General features: G+C 38.9%; 27 protein-coding genes. 12 read left to right on the forward strand and 15 right to left on the reverse strand.

Annotated features, from left to right (window positions below; translation table 11 throughout):
• Positions 1-557: 557 nt before the first annotated feature.
• The 4 genes from ACYQ21_RS10025 to ACYQ21_RS10040 all read right to left on the reverse strand — a co-directional run bounded on the left by ACYQ21_RS10025 (position 558) and on the right by ACYQ21_RS10040 (position 4,042).
• The gene (locus ACYQ21_RS10025) at positions 558-1,736 is read right to left on the reverse strand and encodes a TPM domain-containing protein (RefSeq protein ID WP_460058199.1); all 1,179 of its coding nucleotides are present in this window, start codon (positions 1,734-1,736) and stop codon (positions 558-560) included.
• A gap of 177 nt (positions 1,737-1,913) precedes the next feature.
• Complete coding sequence (locus ACYQ21_RS10030; protein WP_460058201.1) at positions 1,914-2,732, reverse strand: transporter substrate-binding domain-containing protein; 819 nt, start codon at positions 2,730-2,732, stop codon at positions 1,914-1,916.
• Between the two features lie 42 nt (positions 2,733-2,774).
• Entirely contained in the window at positions 2,775-3,410 is a 636-nt protein-coding gene (locus ACYQ21_RS10035; RefSeq protein ID WP_460058204.1) for an amino acid ABC transporter ATP-binding protein, read from the reverse strand.
• An 8-nt stretch (positions 3,411-3,418) separates the two neighbouring features.
• Positions 3,419-4,042, reverse strand: a complete 624-nt coding sequence (locus tag ACYQ21_RS10040; RefSeq protein ID WP_460058249.1) for an amino acid ABC transporter permease — start codon at positions 4,040-4,042, stop codon at positions 3,419-3,421.
• A 126-nt stretch (positions 4,043-4,168) separates the two neighbouring features.
• Here ACYQ21_RS10040 and ACYQ21_RS10045 point away from each other — a divergent pair, with 126 nt between their 5' ends.
• Positions 4,169-4,696 (forward strand): FKBP-type peptidyl-prolyl cis-trans isomerase, encoded by a 528-nt coding sequence (locus ACYQ21_RS10045; protein WP_460058207.1) that lies wholly within the window; start codon positions 4,169-4,171, stop codon positions 4,694-4,696.
• A 67-nt stretch (positions 4,697-4,763) separates the two neighbouring features.
• Here ACYQ21_RS10045 and mgtE read toward each other — a convergent pair whose 3' ends face one another.
• From mgtE to ACYQ21_RS10065, 4 genes are all read right to left on the reverse strand, one after another.
• Positions 4,764-6,125, reverse strand: a complete 1,362-nt coding sequence (gene mgtE, locus ACYQ21_RS10050; RefSeq protein ID WP_460058209.1) for a magnesium transporter — start codon at positions 6,123-6,125, stop codon at positions 4,764-4,766.
• Positions 6,126-6,191: 66 nt separating this feature from the next.
• Complete coding sequence (locus ACYQ21_RS10055) at positions 6,192-7,094, reverse strand: RluA family pseudouridine synthase (RefSeq protein WP_460058211.1); 903 nt, start codon at positions 7,092-7,094, stop codon at positions 6,192-6,194.
• Complete coding sequence (locus ACYQ21_RS10060) at positions 7,091-7,909, reverse strand: NAD kinase (RefSeq protein ID WP_460058213.1); 819 nt, start codon at positions 7,907-7,909, stop codon at positions 7,091-7,093. Before ACYQ21_RS10060 ends, ACYQ21_RS10055 begins: the two co-directional genes overlap by 4 nt.
• Positions 7,890-8,567 (reverse strand): GTP pyrophosphokinase, encoded by a 678-nt coding sequence (locus tag ACYQ21_RS10065; RefSeq protein ID WP_460058251.1) that lies wholly within the window; start codon positions 8,565-8,567, stop codon positions 7,890-7,892. Before ACYQ21_RS10065 ends, ACYQ21_RS10060 begins: the two co-directional genes overlap by 20 nt.
• Positions 8,568-9,126: 559 nt before the next feature.
• On the opposite strand from ACYQ21_RS10065, the gene ACYQ21_RS10070 reads away from it, so the two are divergent.
• Positions 9,127-9,717: a CYTH domain-containing protein gene (locus ACYQ21_RS10070; protein WP_460058215.1), complete on the forward strand. Its 591-nt coding sequence runs from the start codon at positions 9,127-9,129 to the stop codon at positions 9,715-9,717.
• A gap of 280 nt (positions 9,718-9,997) precedes the next feature.
• Complete coding sequence (locus tag ACYQ21_RS10075) at positions 9,998-10,525, forward strand: DsbA family protein (RefSeq protein WP_460058217.1); 528 nt, start codon at positions 9,998-10,000, stop codon at positions 10,523-10,525.
• Here ACYQ21_RS10075 and ACYQ21_RS10080 read toward each other — a convergent pair.
• The 4 genes from ACYQ21_RS10080 to ACYQ21_RS10095 all read right to left on the reverse strand — a co-directional run bounded on the left by ACYQ21_RS10080 (position 10,522) and on the right by ACYQ21_RS10095 (position 13,194).
• On the reverse strand, positions 10,522-10,860 hold the full coding sequence (locus ACYQ21_RS10080) for a DUF2129 domain-containing protein (protein ID WP_460058219.1): 339 nt from the start codon (positions 10,858-10,860) through the stop codon (positions 10,522-10,524). The genes ACYQ21_RS10075 and ACYQ21_RS10080 overlap by 4 nt on opposite strands.
• Positions 10,841-11,218, reverse strand: a complete 378-nt coding sequence (locus ACYQ21_RS10085) for a hypothetical protein (protein ID WP_460058221.1) — start codon at positions 11,216-11,218, stop codon at positions 10,841-10,843. Before ACYQ21_RS10085 ends, ACYQ21_RS10080 begins: the two co-directional genes overlap by 20 nt.
• Positions 11,219-11,303: 85 nt before the next feature.
• Positions 11,304-11,900 (reverse strand): ATP-dependent Clp protease proteolytic subunit, encoded by a 597-nt coding sequence (locus tag ACYQ21_RS10090; protein ID WP_460058223.1) that lies wholly within the window; start codon positions 11,898-11,900, stop codon positions 11,304-11,306.
• 295 nt (positions 11,901-12,195) lie between these two features.
• Complete coding sequence (locus ACYQ21_RS10095) at positions 12,196-13,194, reverse strand: 4-hydroxy-3-methylbut-2-enyl diphosphate reductase (RefSeq protein WP_460058225.1); 999 nt, start codon at positions 13,192-13,194, stop codon at positions 12,196-12,198.
• Positions 13,195-13,297: 103 nt separating this feature from the next.
• On the opposite strand from ACYQ21_RS10095, the gene cysK reads away from it, so the two are divergent.
• The 9 genes from cysK to ACYQ21_RS10140 all read left to right on the forward strand — a co-directional run bounded on the left by cysK (position 13,298) and on the right by ACYQ21_RS10140 (position 18,991).
• Positions 13,298-14,224: a cysteine synthase A gene (cysK, locus tag ACYQ21_RS10100; protein WP_460058227.1), complete on the forward strand. Its 927-nt coding sequence runs from the start codon at positions 13,298-13,300 to the stop codon at positions 14,222-14,224.
• A 163-nt stretch (positions 14,225-14,387) separates the two neighbouring features.
• Positions 14,388-14,759 (forward strand): GntR family transcriptional regulator, encoded by a 372-nt coding sequence (locus ACYQ21_RS10105; protein WP_460058229.1) that lies wholly within the window; start codon positions 14,388-14,390, stop codon positions 14,757-14,759.
• Positions 14,756-15,469 (forward strand): ATP-binding cassette domain-containing protein, encoded by a 714-nt coding sequence (locus ACYQ21_RS10110; protein WP_460058231.1) that lies wholly within the window; start codon positions 14,756-14,758, stop codon positions 15,467-15,469. Before ACYQ21_RS10105 ends, ACYQ21_RS10110 begins: the two co-directional genes overlap by 4 nt.
• Positions 15,466-16,284, forward strand: a complete 819-nt coding sequence (locus tag ACYQ21_RS10115) for a hypothetical protein (RefSeq protein WP_460058233.1) — start codon at positions 15,466-15,468, stop codon at positions 16,282-16,284. Before ACYQ21_RS10110 ends, ACYQ21_RS10115 begins: the two co-directional genes overlap by 4 nt.
• Before the next feature lie 112 nt (positions 16,285-16,396).
• Positions 16,397-16,534 (forward strand): hypothetical protein, encoded by a 138-nt coding sequence (locus ACYQ21_RS10120; protein WP_460058235.1) that lies wholly within the window; start codon positions 16,397-16,399, stop codon positions 16,532-16,534.
• A gap of 222 nt (positions 16,535-16,756) precedes the next feature.
• The gene (locus ACYQ21_RS10125) at positions 16,757-17,479 is read left to right on the forward strand and encodes an ABC transporter ATP-binding protein (RefSeq protein WP_460058237.1); all 723 of its coding nucleotides are present in this window, start codon (positions 16,757-16,759) and stop codon (positions 17,477-17,479) included.
• Entirely contained in the window at positions 17,476-18,261 is a 786-nt protein-coding gene (locus tag ACYQ21_RS10130) for an ABC transporter permease (RefSeq protein WP_460058239.1), read from the forward strand. Before ACYQ21_RS10125 ends, ACYQ21_RS10130 begins: the two co-directional genes overlap by 4 nt.
• Complete coding sequence (locus ACYQ21_RS10135; RefSeq protein WP_460058241.1) at positions 18,261-18,398, forward strand: hypothetical protein; 138 nt, start codon at positions 18,261-18,263, stop codon at positions 18,396-18,398. The genes ACYQ21_RS10130 and ACYQ21_RS10135 overlap by 1 nt, the downstream gene beginning before the upstream one ends.
• Positions 18,399-18,697: 299 nt before the next feature.
• On the forward strand, positions 18,698-18,991 hold the full coding sequence (locus ACYQ21_RS10140) for a hypothetical protein (RefSeq protein WP_460058243.1): 294 nt from the start codon (positions 18,698-18,700) through the stop codon (positions 18,989-18,991).
• Positions 18,992-19,146: 155 nt separating this feature from the next.
• On the opposite strand, the gene ACYQ21_RS10145 is transcribed toward ACYQ21_RS10140, so the two are convergent.
• The 3 genes from ACYQ21_RS10145 to ACYQ21_RS10155 form a co-directional block, all read right to left on the reverse strand.
• Positions 19,147-19,488 (reverse strand): LytTR family transcriptional regulator DNA-binding domain-containing protein, encoded by a 342-nt coding sequence (locus ACYQ21_RS10145; protein ID WP_460058253.1) that lies wholly within the window; start codon positions 19,486-19,488, stop codon positions 19,147-19,149.
• 278 nt (positions 19,489-19,766) lie between these two features.
• Positions 19,767-20,204 (reverse strand): ImmA/IrrE family metallo-endopeptidase, encoded by a 438-nt coding sequence (locus ACYQ21_RS10150; protein ID WP_460058245.1) that lies wholly within the window; start codon positions 20,202-20,204, stop codon positions 19,767-19,769.
• Positions 20,201-20,536, reverse strand: coding sequence for a helix-turn-helix domain-containing protein (locus tag ACYQ21_RS10155; protein ID WP_460058247.1), 336 nt, complete (start codon positions 20,534-20,536; stop codon positions 20,201-20,203). The genes ACYQ21_RS10150 and ACYQ21_RS10155 overlap by 4 nt, the downstream gene beginning before the upstream one ends.
• Positions 20,537-20,768: the final 232 nt, after the last annotated feature.

Raw genomic sequence — 20,768 nt, forward strand, 5'->3', positions numbered from 1 at the left:
GAGCACAAGTCCTTGATAGCACTTGCGAAAAAATGAATTTTTCGTAGGCTTATTTAGTGTACCTTAGTTTCATAAATCTTGTAAAATAAATTTACAAGTCTTACTTGACTTATTACCACTAGACTTAGTTAAGATGTTGAGGCGACTGATTTGGTGTGTCAAAAAATTAGAAAAAAGACATCATGACACGGTAGTGCCTGCCTACTTTTTATCTATTTTTCTAACACCTAGAAATCGAAAATCAGTTAAATTGTCTAATTCAAATAGTTGATAAAAGAAAAGCGTCCCACTTATTAAGCAAGACGCTGAACTCTGTCCCACTTGATGAATGAACGCCAAACAGGACACAACAGTAAGAGAAATCTCTTAGCGTGTGCCCTTCACCAACAATCGCAAGTTTGTGTTTGACAGTTTCATTCAATCAACCGTAGAACCTTTCTTATTTTTATTATAGTTTACCGCTTAATTTTGAATTTGTCAAGAAAAAAGCAGAAAAATTTTGAATTGTTTGATAATTCCCAACTTTCTTTTTGAGGATTAACTTTATTCACCAGCTATCACCAACCGCCAGAGGCACCACCACCTGATGAGAATCCGCCGCCACCTCCAAATCCTGTCCAAGTATCATTACCAGAATTTGAATCGGAGTTAGCATGATCAGCCAAAGCGCTTTGAGGTGCTGCAACTGGATAAAGCAAAGTGCCATAATAATAGCCCCGCCAAACTCTATCATGTCTAAAACTATCATTCATATCGTTGAAGTCATGATAGCGTCTATCAGGTTTCTGCTTGGTAATTCTGAGTGCCATTTTCTCACGATTATCAGGTTGACGGTCTTCTTTGTATTGTGCATCTCCTTGCTTGATGAGTGCATCATGCCATTTAAAATTATCAATAAATCGTCGGACATTTTCAATCGTTGGTGGCAGTTTTGTTTCATTGAAAGCATCCGCCAAATCGACATCCGAAATAGATAGGCGCTCTTTCTCAGCGTAAAAACCAAGTTCTAATTCTAAAATTGATAAGACTAAAGCACGGTGCTTTTTAAGATAACGTTTTTTGGCAAATTTTCGCCAACTACTCACACTAAAAAAGCTAATGGTACCGCCTAATAGGGCGATGACTGTTCCTAGAGCAAATATCTTTAGGCTTTTTAGGCGCTTAACATCTGCAATTTCTGACTTAGCAAGTTGTACGCCTAATGACTTAGCAAAGGCTTCTTGTGACTGTGGTAACACAACATCCTGCCCCACAAGCGCAATCATGTTTTCCGTTATTGTCTCAACCGCCTCACCATAATTGTCTGAGCGAAGCATCCTTGTCACATTATCCGTATAGACCCATTTCTTGATATTACCTTCATTGACATATTTCGTCTTTTCCCAACCATCACCTAATTGAATGCGATACTCATGATCTTTAATCGAAATGAGAAACAGAACCCCTAAATTATGCTGACTGTCACCTATCTGTTTTTTATTGAAAACATCGCGCGCATAATCTTCAACATCATCCCCTTTGAGTGATTCAACCGTCATAATGGCATATTCCAGATGCGCTGTTTCACCCGTTTTAGTCTGGCTCGTCGCAAGATCATTTAACATCTCGTTTAAATTTTGAACTTGTGACTGGCTTAAAACTTTTGCATCGTCTTTGACATAGTTCGCCTCAGCATGAGCAACTGTCACACCAAAAGTCATGACTAACATCGTCAATAGCACTAACATTTTTTTCATAGACCACCCCTTTTTAATTTCCTTTTTGATTTGTAACTCGCTCATAGCTTGTGATACAGCAATAGCATAGATATGATTACCTAAAGTTTAACAATTTTTCATGATAAACACAAGAATAAAAAAACTCCTCTTATTAACTTTATACGTTAAGTAAGAGAAGTTTGTTTTAGTTATTTTTTATTTTCCTGGGTAAACATCCTCAGAGAACCATTTTTCAGAGATTTTCTGAAATTCACCGTCCGCGTGCAACTCTTTAAAAGCTTTGTTGATACTATCAACCAATGCTTTGTCTGATTTTCGAGCGCCAACTGCAAAATTTTCCGAATCATAACCAGTTGTCAGGATATTGTAATCCTTAATTTCACCATTTTTAGTCAGATAATAATTCGCATAAACATTATCAATCAACAAACCTTCAATGCGATCAGCTTTCAGGTCTAGCAGCGCTGTATTGAATTCGTCGTAGAGTGTCGCATCATTGTCTTTGACGATGTCCATGAGAATCTTAGGCTGTTTGGTAAAGGCATCATAGCCTGAAGAACCTGTTTGAGCACCTAGAGCCTTATTTTTCATACCTGCCACATCGTCAATTTTACTTGATTTTTTAGTCACAAGTACTTGTTCATTTTTCATGTAAGGATTGGTAAAGAGCACTTTTTTCTCACGTTCTTTAGTCACAGAATAACCATTCCAGATTAAATCAATTGAGCCATTTTTAAGCTCCGTTTCCTTCATCTCCCAATCAATCGGCTGCATTTTAACTTTCACATCATATTTTTTGAAAACTTCATCTGCAAGGTCAATGTCAAAGCCAACATTTTTACCAGCTTCATCCTTGAAACCCATCGGTACAAAGGTATTGTCAAAACCGATGACGACTTCTTTTTTCTTTTGAATATCTGACCAGCTGTCTTTTGCAGTTTTTTGACCACAAGCCGCTAATGTCGTAAAAGTAGCTAAAACAGCTATCATGCCTAAAATTTTTTTCAGTTTCATTTGTCTTATTTCTCCTATATAATTTGTTTGTTTGGTTAGTTTTCAGTCCACTTTAGCGTTGACTTTGATAATGGTATCTGCGATTTTTTCGGCAAAATCCATATCATGGGTGACGACGATTTGTGTCATCCCCAGTTTCTTATTTTCCAAAATGAGATTAGCCACTTGATCTCGCAAGGCAGGGTCGAGGGCTGAGGTTGGCTCATCATAACCGATAATTTTAGGTTCAATCATCATGGCACGTGCCAATGCAACCCGTTGTTTTTGACCACCCGATAAACTAAAAGGATAGGCATTTTTTTGTTCAATAACTTCCAGATTGGTCAACAACGCTTCAGCATTGACAATCGCAGCTTTTCTAGAGACTTGCATAGTCTTCATGGGCGAGAGCACGAGATTCTCAAGTACCGTCATATGCGGAAAAAGTTGAAAATCTTGAAAGACAAAGCCTAGTAGATTGCGTGTAATCAAGGCATCTAGCGCAATTTCTTCCCCGTCAAATATCACCTGACCTGAGTCAATCGTTTCTAATCCCGCAAGCATTCTGAGCAAAGTTGTCTTGCCACCACCTGAAGGCCCCGCAATCGCAACAATCTCGCCACCCTTGATGGTCAAATCAAAACCATCAAAGAGCACTTTATCACCAAATTTCTTGGTAATATTTTTTAATTCTAGCATCTGATCTCCTATTTATAGTAATCAAAACCTTGCTCGATTTTCTTTGATAGGATGGTCAAGATACCAATGAAAATCAAATAAATCAAGGCTGCCATCATAATCGGGACTAGCGACACATCTCGACTCATGGCAATTTTGCCTGCCCGCAATAAATCGCCCAATCCAACCACATAAATCAAGGAAGAATCCTTGACGAGGGTGATGATTTCATTAAAGGCTGATGGTAAAACAATTTTCACCACTTGTGGCATTTGAATGTAACGAATCGTCTGCCACTTGCTGAGTTTTAACACCTTTGCTGCCTCCAATTGACCATTGGGCACGGCCTTGATACCACCGCGGAAGATTTCAGCAAAGTAAGCGGCGTAATTCAAGGTAAAGGCCAATATAGCTGCTGGAAATCGTGGCAAGGTCGGACCGATCATAGGAAGGGCGTAAAAGATGATAATGAGTTGCACCAAGAGTGGGGTGCCACGCATAATCCAGATGTAAATATTCACAAACCATTTGATAACTGGTACACCCAATAAAAAGGCCAGTAGTAATCCTAAAGGAATCGATAAGACGAGTGTTAGTCCAAAGACAGATAACGTTAAGATTAACCCGGGTAATAATTCTAAAATATAGGACATGATTTCTCCATTTTGTAATATCTTCAATTATATCATGATTTCTGAAAATTGTGACAGGTTTTCTGATTTATCCTGAAAATAGCTTTTGTTTAGAAAAAAAAGTTAAATTATGGTAGAATAATGACTATGAAAACTAAAAATAATTCTTTATGGGTGGTTCTTCTGGTAGTCGCTTTTACAGCGATTACTGTTGGACTGGTCTTTATCGCAAACAAACCAAGCAAAGAATCATCTACACCATCGACTAGTCAATCAGCTAGTCAAACTAAAAATGACATGCAAGTCTTCACCAAGCTCGCCAAAGCTAAGAAATTTGATGCAGCGAAAGTGACAGAGTTGAAGGTTGAAGATCTTAAAGCTGGTGATGGTGATGTGATTGCTGAAACTGACACAATCAAAGCCAACTACACTGGCTGGAATGCTCAAGGTGTGATTTTTGACTCAACTCAAAAAACTGCTAAAGGCAAAACTGAACCGATTGAATTTCCTCTATCTGGCGTGATTGCCGGTTGGACGAAAGGCTTAACTGGCAAAAAAGTCGGCGGCATCTACAAATTGATAATCCCTGCGGATATGGCCTATGGTAATCAAGCACCATCAGCTGAGACATCTGGTCCACTTGAATTCGTTGTTGAAATCGTTTCTAAAAAATAAGGGCTAAATCTTTCAAAACAAAAAATGACAAGCTAGCAAATTGCTGACTTGTCATTTTTGATTTGATTCAAAAGAAATGAATAAAAATCCCAGCGATAGAAAAGTAGATAAAGACGCTAGTCAAATCTGACATAGTTGAAATAAAAGGGCCTGAAGCAACGGCAGGGTCGAAACCTAACCGGTCCATAGCGACTGGTATCAAAGAACCTGCCAAATTCGCCACGGTAATGGCACAGAACATGGCAACACCAACCGCAAGACCAAGAATCATATTGCCTTTCCACAAGCTGACCACGATAAAAATCGTCAAGCCAGTCACTGCGCCAGTCACCAGACCAGTCGCAATCTCCGCCAAAATCAAACCAAAAAAGGAGCGATTTTCATCGTCATTGAGTGAAATTCTACGGACAGAGACCGCGAGAGATTGCGTCCCAGCATTACCGGCTGTTCCGGTAATCAGACTAATAAAAATTGCCAGAACAGAAGCCTTACTGACCAAACCATCAAAATGATCAATCAAGCTCGCTGTTCCCATTCCCAAAAAGAGGAGGGCAACTAGCCAAGGTAAACGTTTCGCGGCAGACTGAATGGGTTTTTGATTAACATTATCGGTGTTGACACCTGCCAAACCAGAGTAATCACTTTGCGCTTCATCGTCAATAACATCAATGATATCGTCGACCGTCACAATCCCTAACATGATATTATCATGACTAACGACTGGTAATGCCAGCAAATCATAGTCTCTAAAGTAACGGGCAACCCGCTCCTGCGGTTCATCAACATCAACCTTGATGATATGTTCATTGACAATATCTGAAATTAGCGTATCATCATGAGAAATCAAGAGACTACGTAAGGAAATCACACCTAGGAGTTGCTTGTCATTGTCCAAAACATAGACATAGTAAATCGTTTCGGCATCCTCGGCTGTCGCTTTAATGACCGTCATTGCTGAGCTGACCGTTTGATTAGCCACTACAGCGACGAACTCCGTTGTCATCAAGGATCCGGCTGTTTCCTCATCATAATGCATGAGGTTACGAATTTCCGTCACATTTTCAGGTTCCATCTGTGAAAAGATAGCTCTGCGTTCGCGTTTGGTCAGATTCGTTAAGATATCGGCAGCATTATCTGATGACATCTCATCAAACATAGTTGATAGATACTCAGGTGAAATTTCCTTAAGATAAGGTTTAATACCAACTGCATCAAAATCAATATTCTCAAAAATCTCTGATAGTTCCTGAGGGGACAAGATGCTATAGAGCTCTAAGCGTTCATCATCTGTAAAATCAAGATAAAACTGCGTCTGATCATAGATATGGTGTTCCAAAAAAGCTTCCCGAAACGCCCTAATGTCATTAGCCTCTAGGAGTTCCTGTAAATTTCCGAAAACATCTTGTGTTGTCAACTCTTCATCGTTCATTAATTTTAAGAACTCCCTTCTACGATTTTACTTCTGTGAAGTTTTAATTTTATCACTGTTTAGATTTTACGTCTCTTCTAAAAGGACTTGCATATCTTGTGGCAGAGAAGAATCTAACACAATCATCTCATCTGTAAATGGATGTTTAAAACTAAGAAAGTGACAATGCAAGGCTTGACGTGAAATTTTGTCACGCTTGCCCCCATATAAATCATCTCCTAATAAAGGCGCATTTAAATGCGCAAAATGAACCCTGATTTGATGCGTTCGACCGGTATGAAGTTGAATATCTACTAAGGTGAAATGCGCTTGTGACTGGATAATCTCATAGGACGTATGGGCAAATTTAGCCGTTGGATGATTACTGTCTACCACCGCACGCTCAATAATTGACCCCTTTTTACGGCCAATTGGCACCTGAATTTCAGCTGACTGTTCCAGTTGAACTGATGTATGAACTAAGGCAAAATATCGCTTCGTCACGGCTTTTTTCTGTAACATCTTATCTAGCAGACTATGGGCATAACCGTGTTTGGCAAAAAGCACGAGACCTGACGTATCTTTATCTAGTCGCGTGACGACATGGACTTTTTGATTGTCATACCCTTGTGCTTTTAAATAGCCTGCGACATAATTACTCATCGTACTATCGGGATAGTTCACGCCCGTAACACTAGCAATGCCTGCCGGCTTATCCAGCACGAGAAAATGGTCATCTTCATAAACAATGGCTAATGGCATTTCTTGCTGTTTCAAGGTCACTGTAGCTGTCTCAGCAGGAATATGGATACTCACGACTTCGCCTTCAGATACTCTATAAATCGCGTTTTGTTTGACTCCATTGACCCATAAATCACCACCATCAAACTTGATTTTAGCCAGTAAATTTTTTGAAATACCGTGTTGTTTGAGAAATGTTTTGAGTAGGATACCATCTTGATTGGCAACCACTAGAAAGTCAAATCTCATTTGACTTCACCGATGAAGGCATTTTTGACGCGGTGCCAAAAACCGGTATGCCCCCCATTGACAAAGGAAATCTCGCCACCGTCCAGACTATAAGTCACAGAAGCGATTTGATCATAAAAGTACTCTAGCTGATCCACCGTTAATAAATAATCATCAGCATTTTCCAGCTCAATCGTGACCGTATCTTTTTCGGCGATGATCATCGGAGCACCAAGTGTTCGGTAAACCAAATTATTAAGCGAGGCGACCTCTGTCACTTGAAAGGCGTGGACACGAGGGTGCATGACCGCTCCGCCAATTGACTTATTATAAGCTGTAGAACCTGTCGGTGTTGAGACCGACAGCCCATCCCCACGGAATTTTTCAAATAGAAAATCGGAAATCTTGACATCCGCAACTAGCGTTTTAGATGCCCGCTTAATGACTGACTCATTCAGGGCTAAATGCGTCTTGACACGACCATCTGTAAAATGGATTTGCACTTTTAAGAGTTGGTATTTAAAAGCTTCTTCAGGTTTCTCGTTTCGAATCGCTTCAACGACTTGTTCTAGCTCATGCTCTTGAAAATCCGCATAGAAACCTAAGTGTCCTGTATGGACACCAATGAACCTAACGTTTCCCAACTGTGTCTCGTAGCAATGGAGAGCAGCAAGTAAAGTGCCGTCACCACCGACAGAAATAATAATCTCTGGATTTTTTTCGTCGAAAACAAAACCAGATTCTAAGCATAAAACCTCTAATGCCGATGCAATGACCTGAGTTTTTTTATAGGTATTTTTAACAATCCAAATCTTTTTACCAGTTATGTTCTTCATCAAAATCATCCCGATTTTCTACACCATCATCAACTTTACGCCGTGATGGATTAAACAAAAGCTGTGCTTCTTGAATTTCTTCACGAATAGTACTCATTTCTTCGTCCAAAGCATAGGCAATTTTAGCCGTAACAGCCAAACGATTGCGCAGTTCTTCAGGAAAAGCGCCCTGATATTTATAGTTAAGCGAGTGTTCAATTGTTGCCCAAAAATTCATGGCTAAAGTTCGAATCTGAATTTCTGCCAAAATATTTTTTCGACCGTCAACCATTTCAACTGGATACTCGATAATGACATGATAACTGCGATAGCCAGACTCCTTTTGATGATTGATATAATCGCGTTCTTGAACAATTCTAAAATCCTTGCGCTGACGGAGCAAATTTAAGACTTCTTCTACGTCTTCTACAAATTGCACCATGACGCGCACACCCGCAATATCTTGCATTTCTGTGATATTTTCAGGCGTGAAACCTCGCAAGCGTGCCTTGTTTTTGATAGATTCAGCAGGTTTGACACGACCCGTCACAAATTCAATCGGCGAATGCCGATTTTGCTTTTGATATTGTTTACGCGCGCCACGTAGCTTAATTTTGAGTTCTCCGACCGCTTGGATATACGGATCAAGAAAAGCTTCCCAGTTAAATTTATCTGTCATAATATATGGTCTGGATAGCGCATTTTCACTGAACATGACTTGATTGCTTTCTACTTTTGTAAAGCAGATATTAGCTAGTTATTTTTGACTTGTGATTTCAGGTGGACAGATGTTGCTGCTTACCCATCAAAAATATCATGGATGACTTGCCATAGGAGCATTTTAGGTCTCCTCAACTGTAAAAATTTGCTATCTCTCCTTTTTTTCAGTACAATATACTCAATTAAGCAAATAAAGCGAACATTTTTGGCTATTTTTCGCCACTTCTTCGTTTGGCTACTATCTTGGCGCTTTAGCGCTTAGATAAGTAGCTATGTACCACTTAGGCGTGGGACAAAAGTCTTGACGTACGCCTACACCTTGTCACCTCTGGCATTGAAGTTGTCGCTTTAGCGACTTACGAAAAAGCTATGGGCAACATGGCTTAGTGGTTTTTCCATTTATCCGTTGACCTAATTAACGGAAAATATCTCAAAAATGTCGTTCTCTTTCTTCACTTAAATTAAGTATAAAAATCAATAATTACTACTTATTCTACCATAAAAGACGAGGATTTTCTATGCAAACCAATCTTGAAATTGAATATAAAACCTTGCTCAGTCTGTCTGAATTTGATCAGCTAAGTAAACGGTTTAGCCACATTGCGCCTGTCCGCCAGACCAATCATTACTTTGACACACCCGACCTCAAACTCAGAGGCAATAAGCTGTCCTTGCGTATTCGCACATTTGATAATACCGCTGAAATGACACTCAAAATCCCACAACAAGTGGGCAATTTAGAACATAATGTTGCTTTAACTTACGAAAAAGCCTGTGCCATTTTGGCATCTAAAACGCTCCCACAAAATTGTATCACTATTCAGCGTATCTTTGATATTTTAAAAGTCTATGCGATTGATCTCTCAGCCATTCAGCTCTTAGGTTCGCTGACAACAACCCGCCGTGAATATGAGACTAATATTGGGCTCATGGCACTGGATAAAAATGAGTACTCCGGCAAATTAGATTACGAACTGGAATTAGAAGTGGCCGATGCCCCAATCGGGGAGGGAAATTTCAACCAATTCTTAAAAGAGAATCAGATTGAATACCGTTATGCCCGCAGTAAAGTGGTCAGATTTTTGGAATCTATCAACAAAACACCTTAATTCTTTAGATAAATTCATCAAAAAACATCTCTCCTCTAGTCCTTATATACCAACGAAGTAACCGCTTCCGCTCCTGTTCGATGCAGCAAATCACTTGGGGGCTTGCCAATATTTTGGTAGAATAATAATTAGAGAACACATCAAAAAAATTTATAGTGTCATCACTTTGATAGACTAACGACTCTTGCGGCTAATCTTTTTTATCCAAGATTAGCCGTAACAATTTAGTGACATTATCTGTTTTTTAGATGACAAATTATTCAGAAACTCAGGTATCATCATGACCAGTGAAATCCAACACTACTTTACACTTTTTAATAATGACTTCAGCCATTTTGAAACAGAGGGTCACGACTGGTTTCTAAACCCAGTCGTGACACCAACAGCTGTGATAGATATACGGGATACCTATCAACTGACCAAGGATGTAGCGACCTATAACGCTGTCCTTAATCGAGTTTATAAGGCAACTTTAGATTTTTTGACCGTTAGTTTTGCTGGGCGTCATACAGGGCGTGACTTTCTGCTAATGCTTCAAGCGGAAATGGTGGGTAAAACGCCACTTGATTATGATAATCAAGTCCTCCTGAACATCCTACATCAACTCAACTTTAACATCTCCGATTTTATCAAACAATTTCCTTTTGCTAAAGCAAGCTTGTTTCGTAACCAGCGTAATTTTCATTCGGAAAGTTTAAAAAATTTACCAGCAACTTTTATTTATTCCAAGGAAGATGCCCTCAAAATCGAACACCTCCCACAAAGTCAAATCTTTGCCTATTTAAATCAAAAAGCAGCCGAACTTTAAAGCTCAGCTGCTTTTTGGTTTTCTTCATTTTTAGCTTCTTGGACAGTCTCTTGAAAAGCACTTGAGAAATCCCGATTCAGATGATCAAATTCTGAAATCTTGACAGCCTTAACAAAATGCAAAGCCGTGAGTTTAGGTACAACCGCTTCAAGCATCGCCGTATCCACATATAACAGCGCATAGCGCGCTTTCTTGCTGCTATACCCCAAATCGCCAAACCGGCTCAATTGGCGCACGTATTTATAACTGCTATAAAAAACATAAATTGCTGTCCGCCCCACAATCTCGAGTGGCGGAATTGCCGTTTTTTCAAACTCAGTGATGATGCCTACCATGGTGACCGCCTTTCTTTAGGGGAAGATTTTCGTCGACAACGATGGCATCAGAAATCACGCTGGAGATGGCTTTAGCCAACTCCGAAAGCGCCATCTGCACATCATTTTCCGCTAATTTCAGCTGGTAAATGGTGTCAGTCATTAAGATTTCCTGCTGCAAAGCACAAATTTCAGGTCGATAGCTGATGTAGGCTTTATTTTCTTCTAAGGTCTGTAATTTTTGCTGTAGCTTAGCATCGGATTCAAAGGTCAGTTTTCGTGCCTTAAAATCTGCCACCACATCCAACTTCATGAACGCAACCGCCACCCTATCTGCCAAGTCATCTAATTCTATTATTTTTTCATCAATTATCAACATTAGCTCTATTATATCAAAAATTAAGACTTCTGACCAACCCTCGAAAAAACCTAAGCGATTAAGCTCAGGCTTCTATCAGAGTTGCTTATTTCAAGCCATTACGGTTCATGATTTCATCAATGAAGCCATATTCTAAAGTTTCCTCCGCTGACATCCAACGGTCACGTTCGGCATCTTTATGGACTTTATTGACCGTTTGACCAGAATTATCTGCCAAGATTTTTTCCAATGTTTTACGGGTTCTTAACAAATGATCAGCAACGATTTGCATATCTGTTTGTTGCGTACCGCCACCAGTACCGCCCATTGGTTGGTGAATCAAGTATTCAGCATTCGGCAACATGAAACGTTTACCTTTAGCCCCTGAAGACGCGATGATTGTTCCCATAGACGCAGCAACCCCCATGACAATGGTCTGAACATCCGATTTAATGAAATTCATTGTATCGACAATCGCAAGACCAGCAGAGACTGACCCACCAGGTGAATTGATATAGAGATAAATGTCTTTAGTCGAATCTTGTGCATCTAAGAATAAAAGTTGCGCAATGACGGCATTAGCCATATTGTCTTCAACTTCACCTGTCAACATAATAATTCTGTCTTTCAAAAGACGTGAGTAGATATCATACGCGCGTTCACCGCGGCTTGATTGTTCAATGACTGTAGGAATGAGTGCCATGTGATTAACTCCTTTTTATTTGTATAGATACATTATAGCGCATTGGTCAAAAATGGTCAAAGATTTAAACCACAAGAGGTCATCTGCACTTTGCTTTCTTTATTATATACTCAATTAAGCCAATAAAGCAAACATTTTTGGCTATTTCCCGTCACTTCTTCGTTACCAAGTCTTGACGTACACCTGTACGCCTACGCCTTGTCGCCTCGAATTGACGTAAAATATCTCAAAAATTTGTTCACTTTATTGACTTAAATGAGTATAGCAAAAGTTACTCCTTTTTTATGGAACAAAGTCACGCATCTCCCTCAAATGCCTGTTCCCGCAGTTTTTGCAAGCGATTCTCCCGCTTTTTAGTCAAATCACGAACGGCACCACGAGGAATAATATCTTCATAAGTGACACGACTTTGTGCGGTCTGGTCATCAAACTGTTTCAAATAATCCATGACTTCACGGACAATAGCAGTTGGTGTCGAGGCGCCAGCGGTAACCGCAACTGTCGCATCCTCTGGTAACTGCGTCAGCCACTCTGGCTTGATTTCTGAGACATCTGCCACTCGGTGAGCAGGCACACCAGCTTGATTTCGAGAGACTTCTGCGAGACGATTCGTATTATTTGAACGTGGGTCACCAACGACGATTGTCAAATCACACCCGACCGCCTGCTCAGCAACAGCCTCTTGGCGCTCAGATGTTGCTTGACAAATATCACTATGCGCCACGACTTGTGGAAATTTCTCATACACCGCTGCCATGATGTCTGACACGTCCCACATGCTCATGGTCGTTTGATTGGTCATGAAAACTTTGCCCGTTAATTTGAGCGCCTCTAAATCTTGTAAATTAGACAAGAGATGAATCCGGTCAGGGTCAATCCCTAATACGCCTTCTGGTTCCGGGTGGCCTTTCTTGCCAATGTAAATGACCTCATACCCATCTGCCAAGCGTTTCTTGACAATTTCATGCGTTATCAAAACATCCGGACAACTCGCATCGACTACCGTTAATCCTTTTTCAGCGGCTCGCTGTCTTACGGCATCTGAAATGCCATGCGCTGTAAAAATCACAGTACCATGGTCAATATTCTCTAAAATCGCTAAGCGATTTTCGCCGTCTATCGTCTGCACACCGATTTTTTCAAAGCTTTCCGTCACATGGTGGTTGTGCACAATCATGCCTAAAATATAGATAGGGCGCGGTAATTCTGGACTCTTCGCGACATTCTTGGCGATAACCATCGCGTCGATAACACCGTAACAATAGCCCATCGGCGTGATATGTTTAATCTTCATAAATTTTTTTTATACCCGTTTTCGTTTTTTGATAAGCCGAAAGTTTTTTTAAGCTGTATAATAGTATTATAAACTATTTACTAACATTTTGGAGGACACGGATATGTCAAAAATTTACGACAATATTACAGATTTAATTGGCGATACACCTATCGTCAAATTGCGACATGTCGACGAAGACTCGGCTGATGTCTATGTCAAGTTAGAGGCCTTTAATCCTGGCGGTTCTGTCAAAGACCGTATCGCCTTGAACATGATTCGTGCCGCTGAGGCTGACGGTTCCCTCAAACCCGGTGGTACTATCGTTGAGCCAACTTCTGGTAATACTGGGATTGGTCTTGCTTTCGTTGGTGCAGCACTTGGCTACAAAGTCATCATCGTCCTCCCTGAAACCTTCTCAATTGAACGTCGTCGCCTCATCCAAGCTTACGGCGCAGAACTCGTCTTAACCCCCGCTGCTGGCGGCATGGGCGCTGCCATTGCCAAAGCCAAAGAACTGGCTGAAGACAATGGCTACTTCTTACCCTTACAATTTGAAAATCCAGCCAACCCACGCATTCACGAAGAAACGACCGGCCCTGAAATCATCGCCGCCTTCGGCGAAAATGGTTTAGATGCCTTTGTCGCAGGTGCTGGTACTGGCGGCACGATATCTGGTGTGTCACATATCCTCAAAAAAGCGAATCCGAATATCGGCATTTATGTCGTAGAAGCTAATGAATCAGCGGTCTTCTCTGGCGAAAAACCAGGACCGCATAAAATTCAAGGCATTTCGCCAGGTTTCATCCCCGGTACACTTGATACAAAAGCTTACGATGACATCATTCGTGTCACCTCTGATGACGCCATTGCAACTGGTCGTGCCATCGGTGGACAAGAAGGCTTCCTACTCGGTATTTCTGGTGGCGCTGCTGTTCACGCGGCTAAACAAGTTGCGAAAAAACTCGGTAAGGGCAAAAAAGTTCTTGCTGTTGCACCTGATAATGGGGAACGCTATCTGTCGACTTTCCTTTATGACTTTGGTGACTAATTTATCAATTAAACCCGTTGAAGCCGTCTCATTTGACGGTTTTTTGTTTGCAATAAATGGAACTATTTTCAAATTTACTTAATATTTTCTTGACAAGCAAAACAAACTAGTGTATTATTTAACTAGAACACAAAAACAATGTGAATTTACGGAGGTAATTTTCATGGAATTTAAAGCAGATCAACCGATTTATCTGCAAATTATGTCACTCATCCAAAATCAAATTGTTAGGGGCGAGTTAGCAAAAGGTAACAAAATACCCGCTGTTCGCAACTTGGCACTTGACCTATCAACCAATCCCAACACGGTACAACGTGCCTTGTCAGAATTGGAACGAGAAGAAATCGTTTATTCCAAACGTGGTCTTGGACGTTTTGTGACAGAAGATGATGATAAAATTCGTAATTTAAAGCAGGTCGAAATCGGACAGGTTATCAACAGGTTTATGACTGATATGGCCGCACTCGGTTTATCACAAGAGCAAATTTTAGAAACACTGCAGGAACACATGACAAAAATGGGAGAAAAAATATGACAAACTTAGTCGAAATCAATCATTTAGCCTATAGAATGGGGCCAAAGAAAATCTTCACAGACCTCAATTTGACCTTAGAAAAGGGAAAAATCATCGCTCTGCTCGGAGAAAACGGTGCTGGAAAAACGACATTAATCAAAATTTTAGCTGCACTCAACAAACGGATGCACGGTGAAATATTGATTAATGGCGAGCGCTTGAGTCCTGTCACAAAATCACAAGTTAGCTATCTGGACGAATTAAAAGATTTTGCCAAATCTGACAAATTGTCACAAATTATCACCTTTTATGAGCGCATGTATCCCGATTTTGATAACAATCGCGCACAAGAATTAATGACATTTATGGCACTTGACGGCAAGATGAAACTTAAATCACTGTCAACAGGAAATCGTCAAAAATTTAATTTAGTGATGGCGCTTTCTCGCAAAGCGAAATTGTATTTACTTGATGAACCTTTAAGCGGTGTTGATATTTTAGCACGTGAAAAAATCATCGCTGCCTTAATCAAATGGTTTGATGAAGATAGTTCAGTTCTAATCAGCACCCACCATATCAATGAAATGGAGGCTGTTGTTGATGATGTCGTGATTTTAAAAGACCGAGTCATCATCGAACACCAATCTGCCGATGATATTCGTAGCCTTCATGGCAAAAATTTAGAAGGCTATTATCGTGATATTTATACCAATGGAGGACAAGAGCGATGAAAGATTTTTGTAAGTTAACATTTGAACTCATGAATGATCAGAAAAATTATATCAAAGGCTATCTCATCGCACTGTTAGCGAGTGTGATGTTCGGTAGTCTAAGCGCCATCCTACCACTACCGATACCATGGTTTACGCTTGAGCAATTTTGGCGAGTTGGTATCCCACTTATCTGTTTTTTTCTTATTCTTTTCATCTTATTACTACAAGCTGCCCTTGCAAGTGAGTTTTGGAGACAAAATAAATATCGCTTGCTTCCCATTTCAAGCTCAAAATTCTTTGGTGCGACAATACTCAGCAACACCCTTATTTTCATCGTTTTTACTCTCTCGCTAACCCTTATAGCTTATATCTGCCTATTACAAATACCTGAGTTTCGTCATTCTCTAATCAATGGTGTGATAACTTTTTATTGTCACATCTTTGGTTCCTTAGTTTTCCTTTTTCTCTACCTGTGTTTCGGTTTTAACTTTCTTATCTTGCTTGGCTATTGGATTGTGTCATTTTTGCCAAAAGCTTGGCAAAAAGTAGGGCTTTTTCTCTCTGTTTTTGTCCTATATCTTGGTTTTAATACGCTCACCACTTTTCTAGGTTTACATTTCGAGATAATTGAAGTAAGTGAAGTAGATTCTAACGCTTCCTTCACTTTCCATACTTTTAAAATTTTTCAAGCTTCATTTTCAAACATTAATGCTATAAAAGAAATCGGATTTCTGATTATTTATATGGCTGTCATTTCCCTCATCTCCATTTTCATTTTAGATAAATTTATCGAAACAGATGAAAAACTGGTCATATTTGGCAAGGCGAGATGATGAAAAACTCTGAGTGGACTTAAGATCGGAAATGACCTCGCTTGAATGGCGCCACTAGCATAGGTCAAGTTTCAATCATTCACCAAGTGAAATTGCAGGAAGGTAGACCATCATGTTAGCTTCAATTATCCTAATTTTCATATACCTTGTCATCTTGACTGTTATTGCTATCGCTATTTTGGAAAAAATATGGTCAACTTATATCGCTAACCCAAAACATGATACTGAAAACGATGCGACACAGTCGTAAACTTCTGTAGAAAATTAGGGATTTTTGGTGCTCCTGCGATTACTCATCGTTAGTGACACTTCTGCGGTTGCATAGGTTCAGAAATCATCTGTTTTCCTCTGGTCTTGCAGTTGATGCTTTAGTAGCGTACGGAAAAGTTAAAGGCAAGGTGCCTTGACGATTTATCGCTTAGGCGTTGACTAGAGTTGCGGTTTATAAACTAGATTATAAGGAGATGACCTATTGACAGAGACTAATACAATCACCATTTCAAATCTATCCAAGCAACATCAAAAGAAACAGATACTAGAAAACATCTCTTTTGAAGCAAAAGCAGGACGCATTACGGCTTTTCTTGGACCGAATGGTGCTGGAAAAAGTTCGACATTAAGAATTCTTCTAGGATTGGATCGTTCATCAGCTGGCACAGCAACTTTCGAGAATCAAAACTATCACCACTTTAATTTCCCCTTACAAGTCGTTGGCGCTGCATTTGATGGGATTGGTGGTGTTCCTTCTAGAAAAGTTAGTACGCATCTGAAAATTATTGCGACAAGTAATAATATTCCCAAAGACCGTATTTCGGAAGTGTTGACTAGCGTTGATTTATCTCATAAATCTCATTCACGTTTGGGCACACTTTCTTTAGGAGAAGGGCAACGATTAAGGATTGCAACAGCGTTATTAGGCAATCCACAGTATCTAGTTTTTGATGAACCGACAAATGGTTTAGACCCAATGGGCATCAAATGGTTTAGAAATTTTATTCGTAAGCAAGCAGATTTAGGAAAAACTGTCTTACTTTCTTCGCACTATCTCACAGAAATTGAAGCAGTTGCAGATGATATTGTCGTGATTAACAAAGGGAAAGTTGTGGCTATTGGTGAACTTCATGAAGTTATGAAAAATATTGAAACGCTAGAAGATGTCTTCTTTTCGCTAACTGAAGGAGGAGGTCAAGCATGAGATTTGCTAGAACAGTTTATACTGAATTTTCTAAACTCATCAATAGTCGAGGCTGGTGGCTTATTTTGGCTCTCGTTATTCTCCTTCAACCAATATTCGGTTTATTGGAAGCTAATCAATTGGTTGACATAGGTCTTGATGCAACTCCCGAAACACACCCCGAATTGTTGGAGGCTATACCACCACTTGATTATTTTGGCTTTGATGCTACTCCGTTTGGTCTTCTGCCTATTGTTATTTGGGGTGGTATTAGTGGTGCTAGTGAGTATAAAAATCATAATTTACGGTCAACCTTACTGTATAGTAGCAAGCGTTTAGAACTTTTTAGTTCTAAAATATTCGCACTTCTGGTCTCTACAATAGCCGTGTCATTTATTTCAACATTTATAACTGTTGCAGTCACGCATATTGGAATGGGAGGTTTAGGATTAGATCCGTTAACCTTAAGTCCTGTTGCTTGGATGTTTATCGGATATACTGTCATTCAGTGGACGTTATTAACAGCCTTGTCGTTTTCTATTGGTTTGCTTTGTCGAAATATGATTGTCCCGTTGGTATTTTTAGTACCTCAAATTTACAACCTTGGTAATTATCTTGCAGAAAGGTGGTCTTGGGGCAACTATCTACCAGTAGCAGCTAGTAATTTGATTACCGCCACACCAGTAAAATCTATGCCTCATGAGCCTTTAAAGGGCATGCTGATACTTGTTTTATGGTTAAGTACTATTTTAATAATGGCAGGCTATTCATTTGTACGAAATGATGTCGGAGGAAAATATTGATGATGAAAAGTAGTATCCGAAGTGAATGGATTAAATTTTTCTCTTATCAATGGTGTGCTTTTGGCGCCATTGGTACGATTGTTATCGCTCCTTTAATCCTATCTTTTTCTGGAGTGGGTAATGGGGAGATTTCGTAGACTAACAGCTTATTATCTGCTAGTCTACGAAATCTATTTTTAATCCAAGCGGGACTTGTCATTATCGCTGCTAGTTTTTTTGGACAAGAATTTTCAAATGCTTATTTACGTACAACATTATTAACCATTCCTTCTCGGATGAAACTTGTTATATCTAAAACAGTTGTACTAACAACGGTTGTTTTGGGAATTGGCATAATATCAAGTTTTATATGTTTAGGAATAGTGATTAAAGAAAATATCATAGTGTACTGACATTTTCTTTAATCATCAAATTTATGACTAAAGTGGTGTTTGCAATGTTGAGTTGGTTTCTTTTGACTTGCTTGACAGTCTCTCTAACCATCATTACCAAATCACAAATTATACCAATAGCTATCATGTTCTCTCTTACTTTAGGTCTCAGTCAAATGTTATTTGCTGTAACAGAGCTTGCGAAATATTTACCTGATTTAGCAACGATGAATTTGTTTTTTTCAAATCAGATTCCAACCTTGTTAAATGCTTATCAGGGATTGCTGGTTCAACTTGTCTGGATAGTGCCTTGCTTGGGCATTGCACTTATCTTAATGCACTGTCGAGATGTGTGTTGACAATCAGAAAGAGTCCAGTCAACATGAATATCAAAAAGAGACTGAAACAAAATCGTCAATTCGGCGATTTTTTCAATTTTAGGGATTAAAAGCATCTTGATAGTGTAAGTTATTAACTCAGCACTCATCACATGTTATGCCATCTAAGGACTAATTTAAACCCTTTTTTTCTTACTTCGATTTTTATTCCTATGTTTTTGAAAGGTGTGATATTTTTCAAATAATATTTTCCTACTCCGTTGACTATACCGTACATTATCACCATTTGATAAATAAATCACCCGATTAGAGACATCAATGTAATCAATGTAATCAATGTAATCAATGTAATCAATATTCGCAATATTGACGATAATGCCACGATGCACACGGACAAATTGTTCAGACGCATGCTCAACAGCTGATAATGTACCATAAAATTCAATATCACGATGGTGACCATACATCCAGACTTTATGGGGAAGGCTAGAAGTCTCAAAATAAACGATTAGATTTATCTACAATTTTAATTTGATATGTCATTATAGTATCGATGAAATATCAAAACAGATTCCTCAAAAATAGAGAAATCTGCTGAATGTTATCAGGCAATATGGAAAATTTGTTTAAAAGGCTTATAAGCTAAAGGATTAAAAGGATTTTAAATTCTCAAAAATCGAAAACTAACCATAAAACTAACCAAGCGGTAAAGAAAAAATCATTAGTTGAATAAAAAATAAAGTCTATCAGTTTTGAAATTGGTAGACTTTATTTTATATTCAAATTTAAAAATTGTTTAAATGACTTTATTTTGCAAGTTCACTTGATACAAGTCTCTTGCTGTCTCTCTGACAAAGGTTTCGTATTTCGGAGAGATATAGGCATTTTTCATATATTCAATGTAGTTGAAAGTTTCGTCTATTGGATATTCTGCATTTACTAATGATAGAAAATCTGAGATACGTTCTTTTTCTGAATGGTTTTCTATGCGGTATAGATAAGTAGGTACTGAACAAAGTACAGTATCAGTATCACGCTGTAAGTAGTGTGCTTTTTCGTGTAAGATGACTTGTATTTTTTCAATATCATCTAGTCCATCGTTCACAATGATATAGTATTCGCCATCATCATATAAATGTCTACCTTTTTCAGAGTAAACCTCAGGAGGTGCAAACAGAATTTTTATGCCAAGTTTCTCAACTTCTTTGATTAATTTAGGCAAGTCCATAATCATTGACCTTTATTTGCTAGATACTCTTTAATAAGGTCTTTAATAGCGTTCCTATCGCTGTCTGAAAGTTCGTTCCCCTCATAAGCTACTGATTTATCAAGCGCCTTATCAAGGCTAATATCAAGCTGTGAAACCCGTTCATCGGTATTCCCTAACAGAGAATCAACTGAAACATCAAAAAAATCAGCAAGTTTTTGAAGAGTTTCTCCTGATGGTTTTCTTTTTCCATTTTCCCATTGCGCATAAGATTGTTGAGAAATTCCAAGTTTTTCGGCAATTTGTTTTTGAGTAAGTTTCTGCTCTAAACGTAGTGATTTAAGGCGTTCTTGAAACATTTGATTTTCTCCTTGAAAATAATTTAATTTTTTTTGAAAAAACGCTTGACAATACAATCAGATGATTGTATAATAATTTTACAGTCATCTGATTGTGCATATCTTTGAACTAAAAGCCCACCAAATAAAAATTCAATTTACAGATTGAATAAAAAAATGATAGGCTGATAGCTCAAATACATTGCTTGAAAAATCAAATACAAAACATCTGATTTATACAATGATATATATA

The organism is Pseudolactococcus yaeyamensis (genome assembly GCF_054658615.1).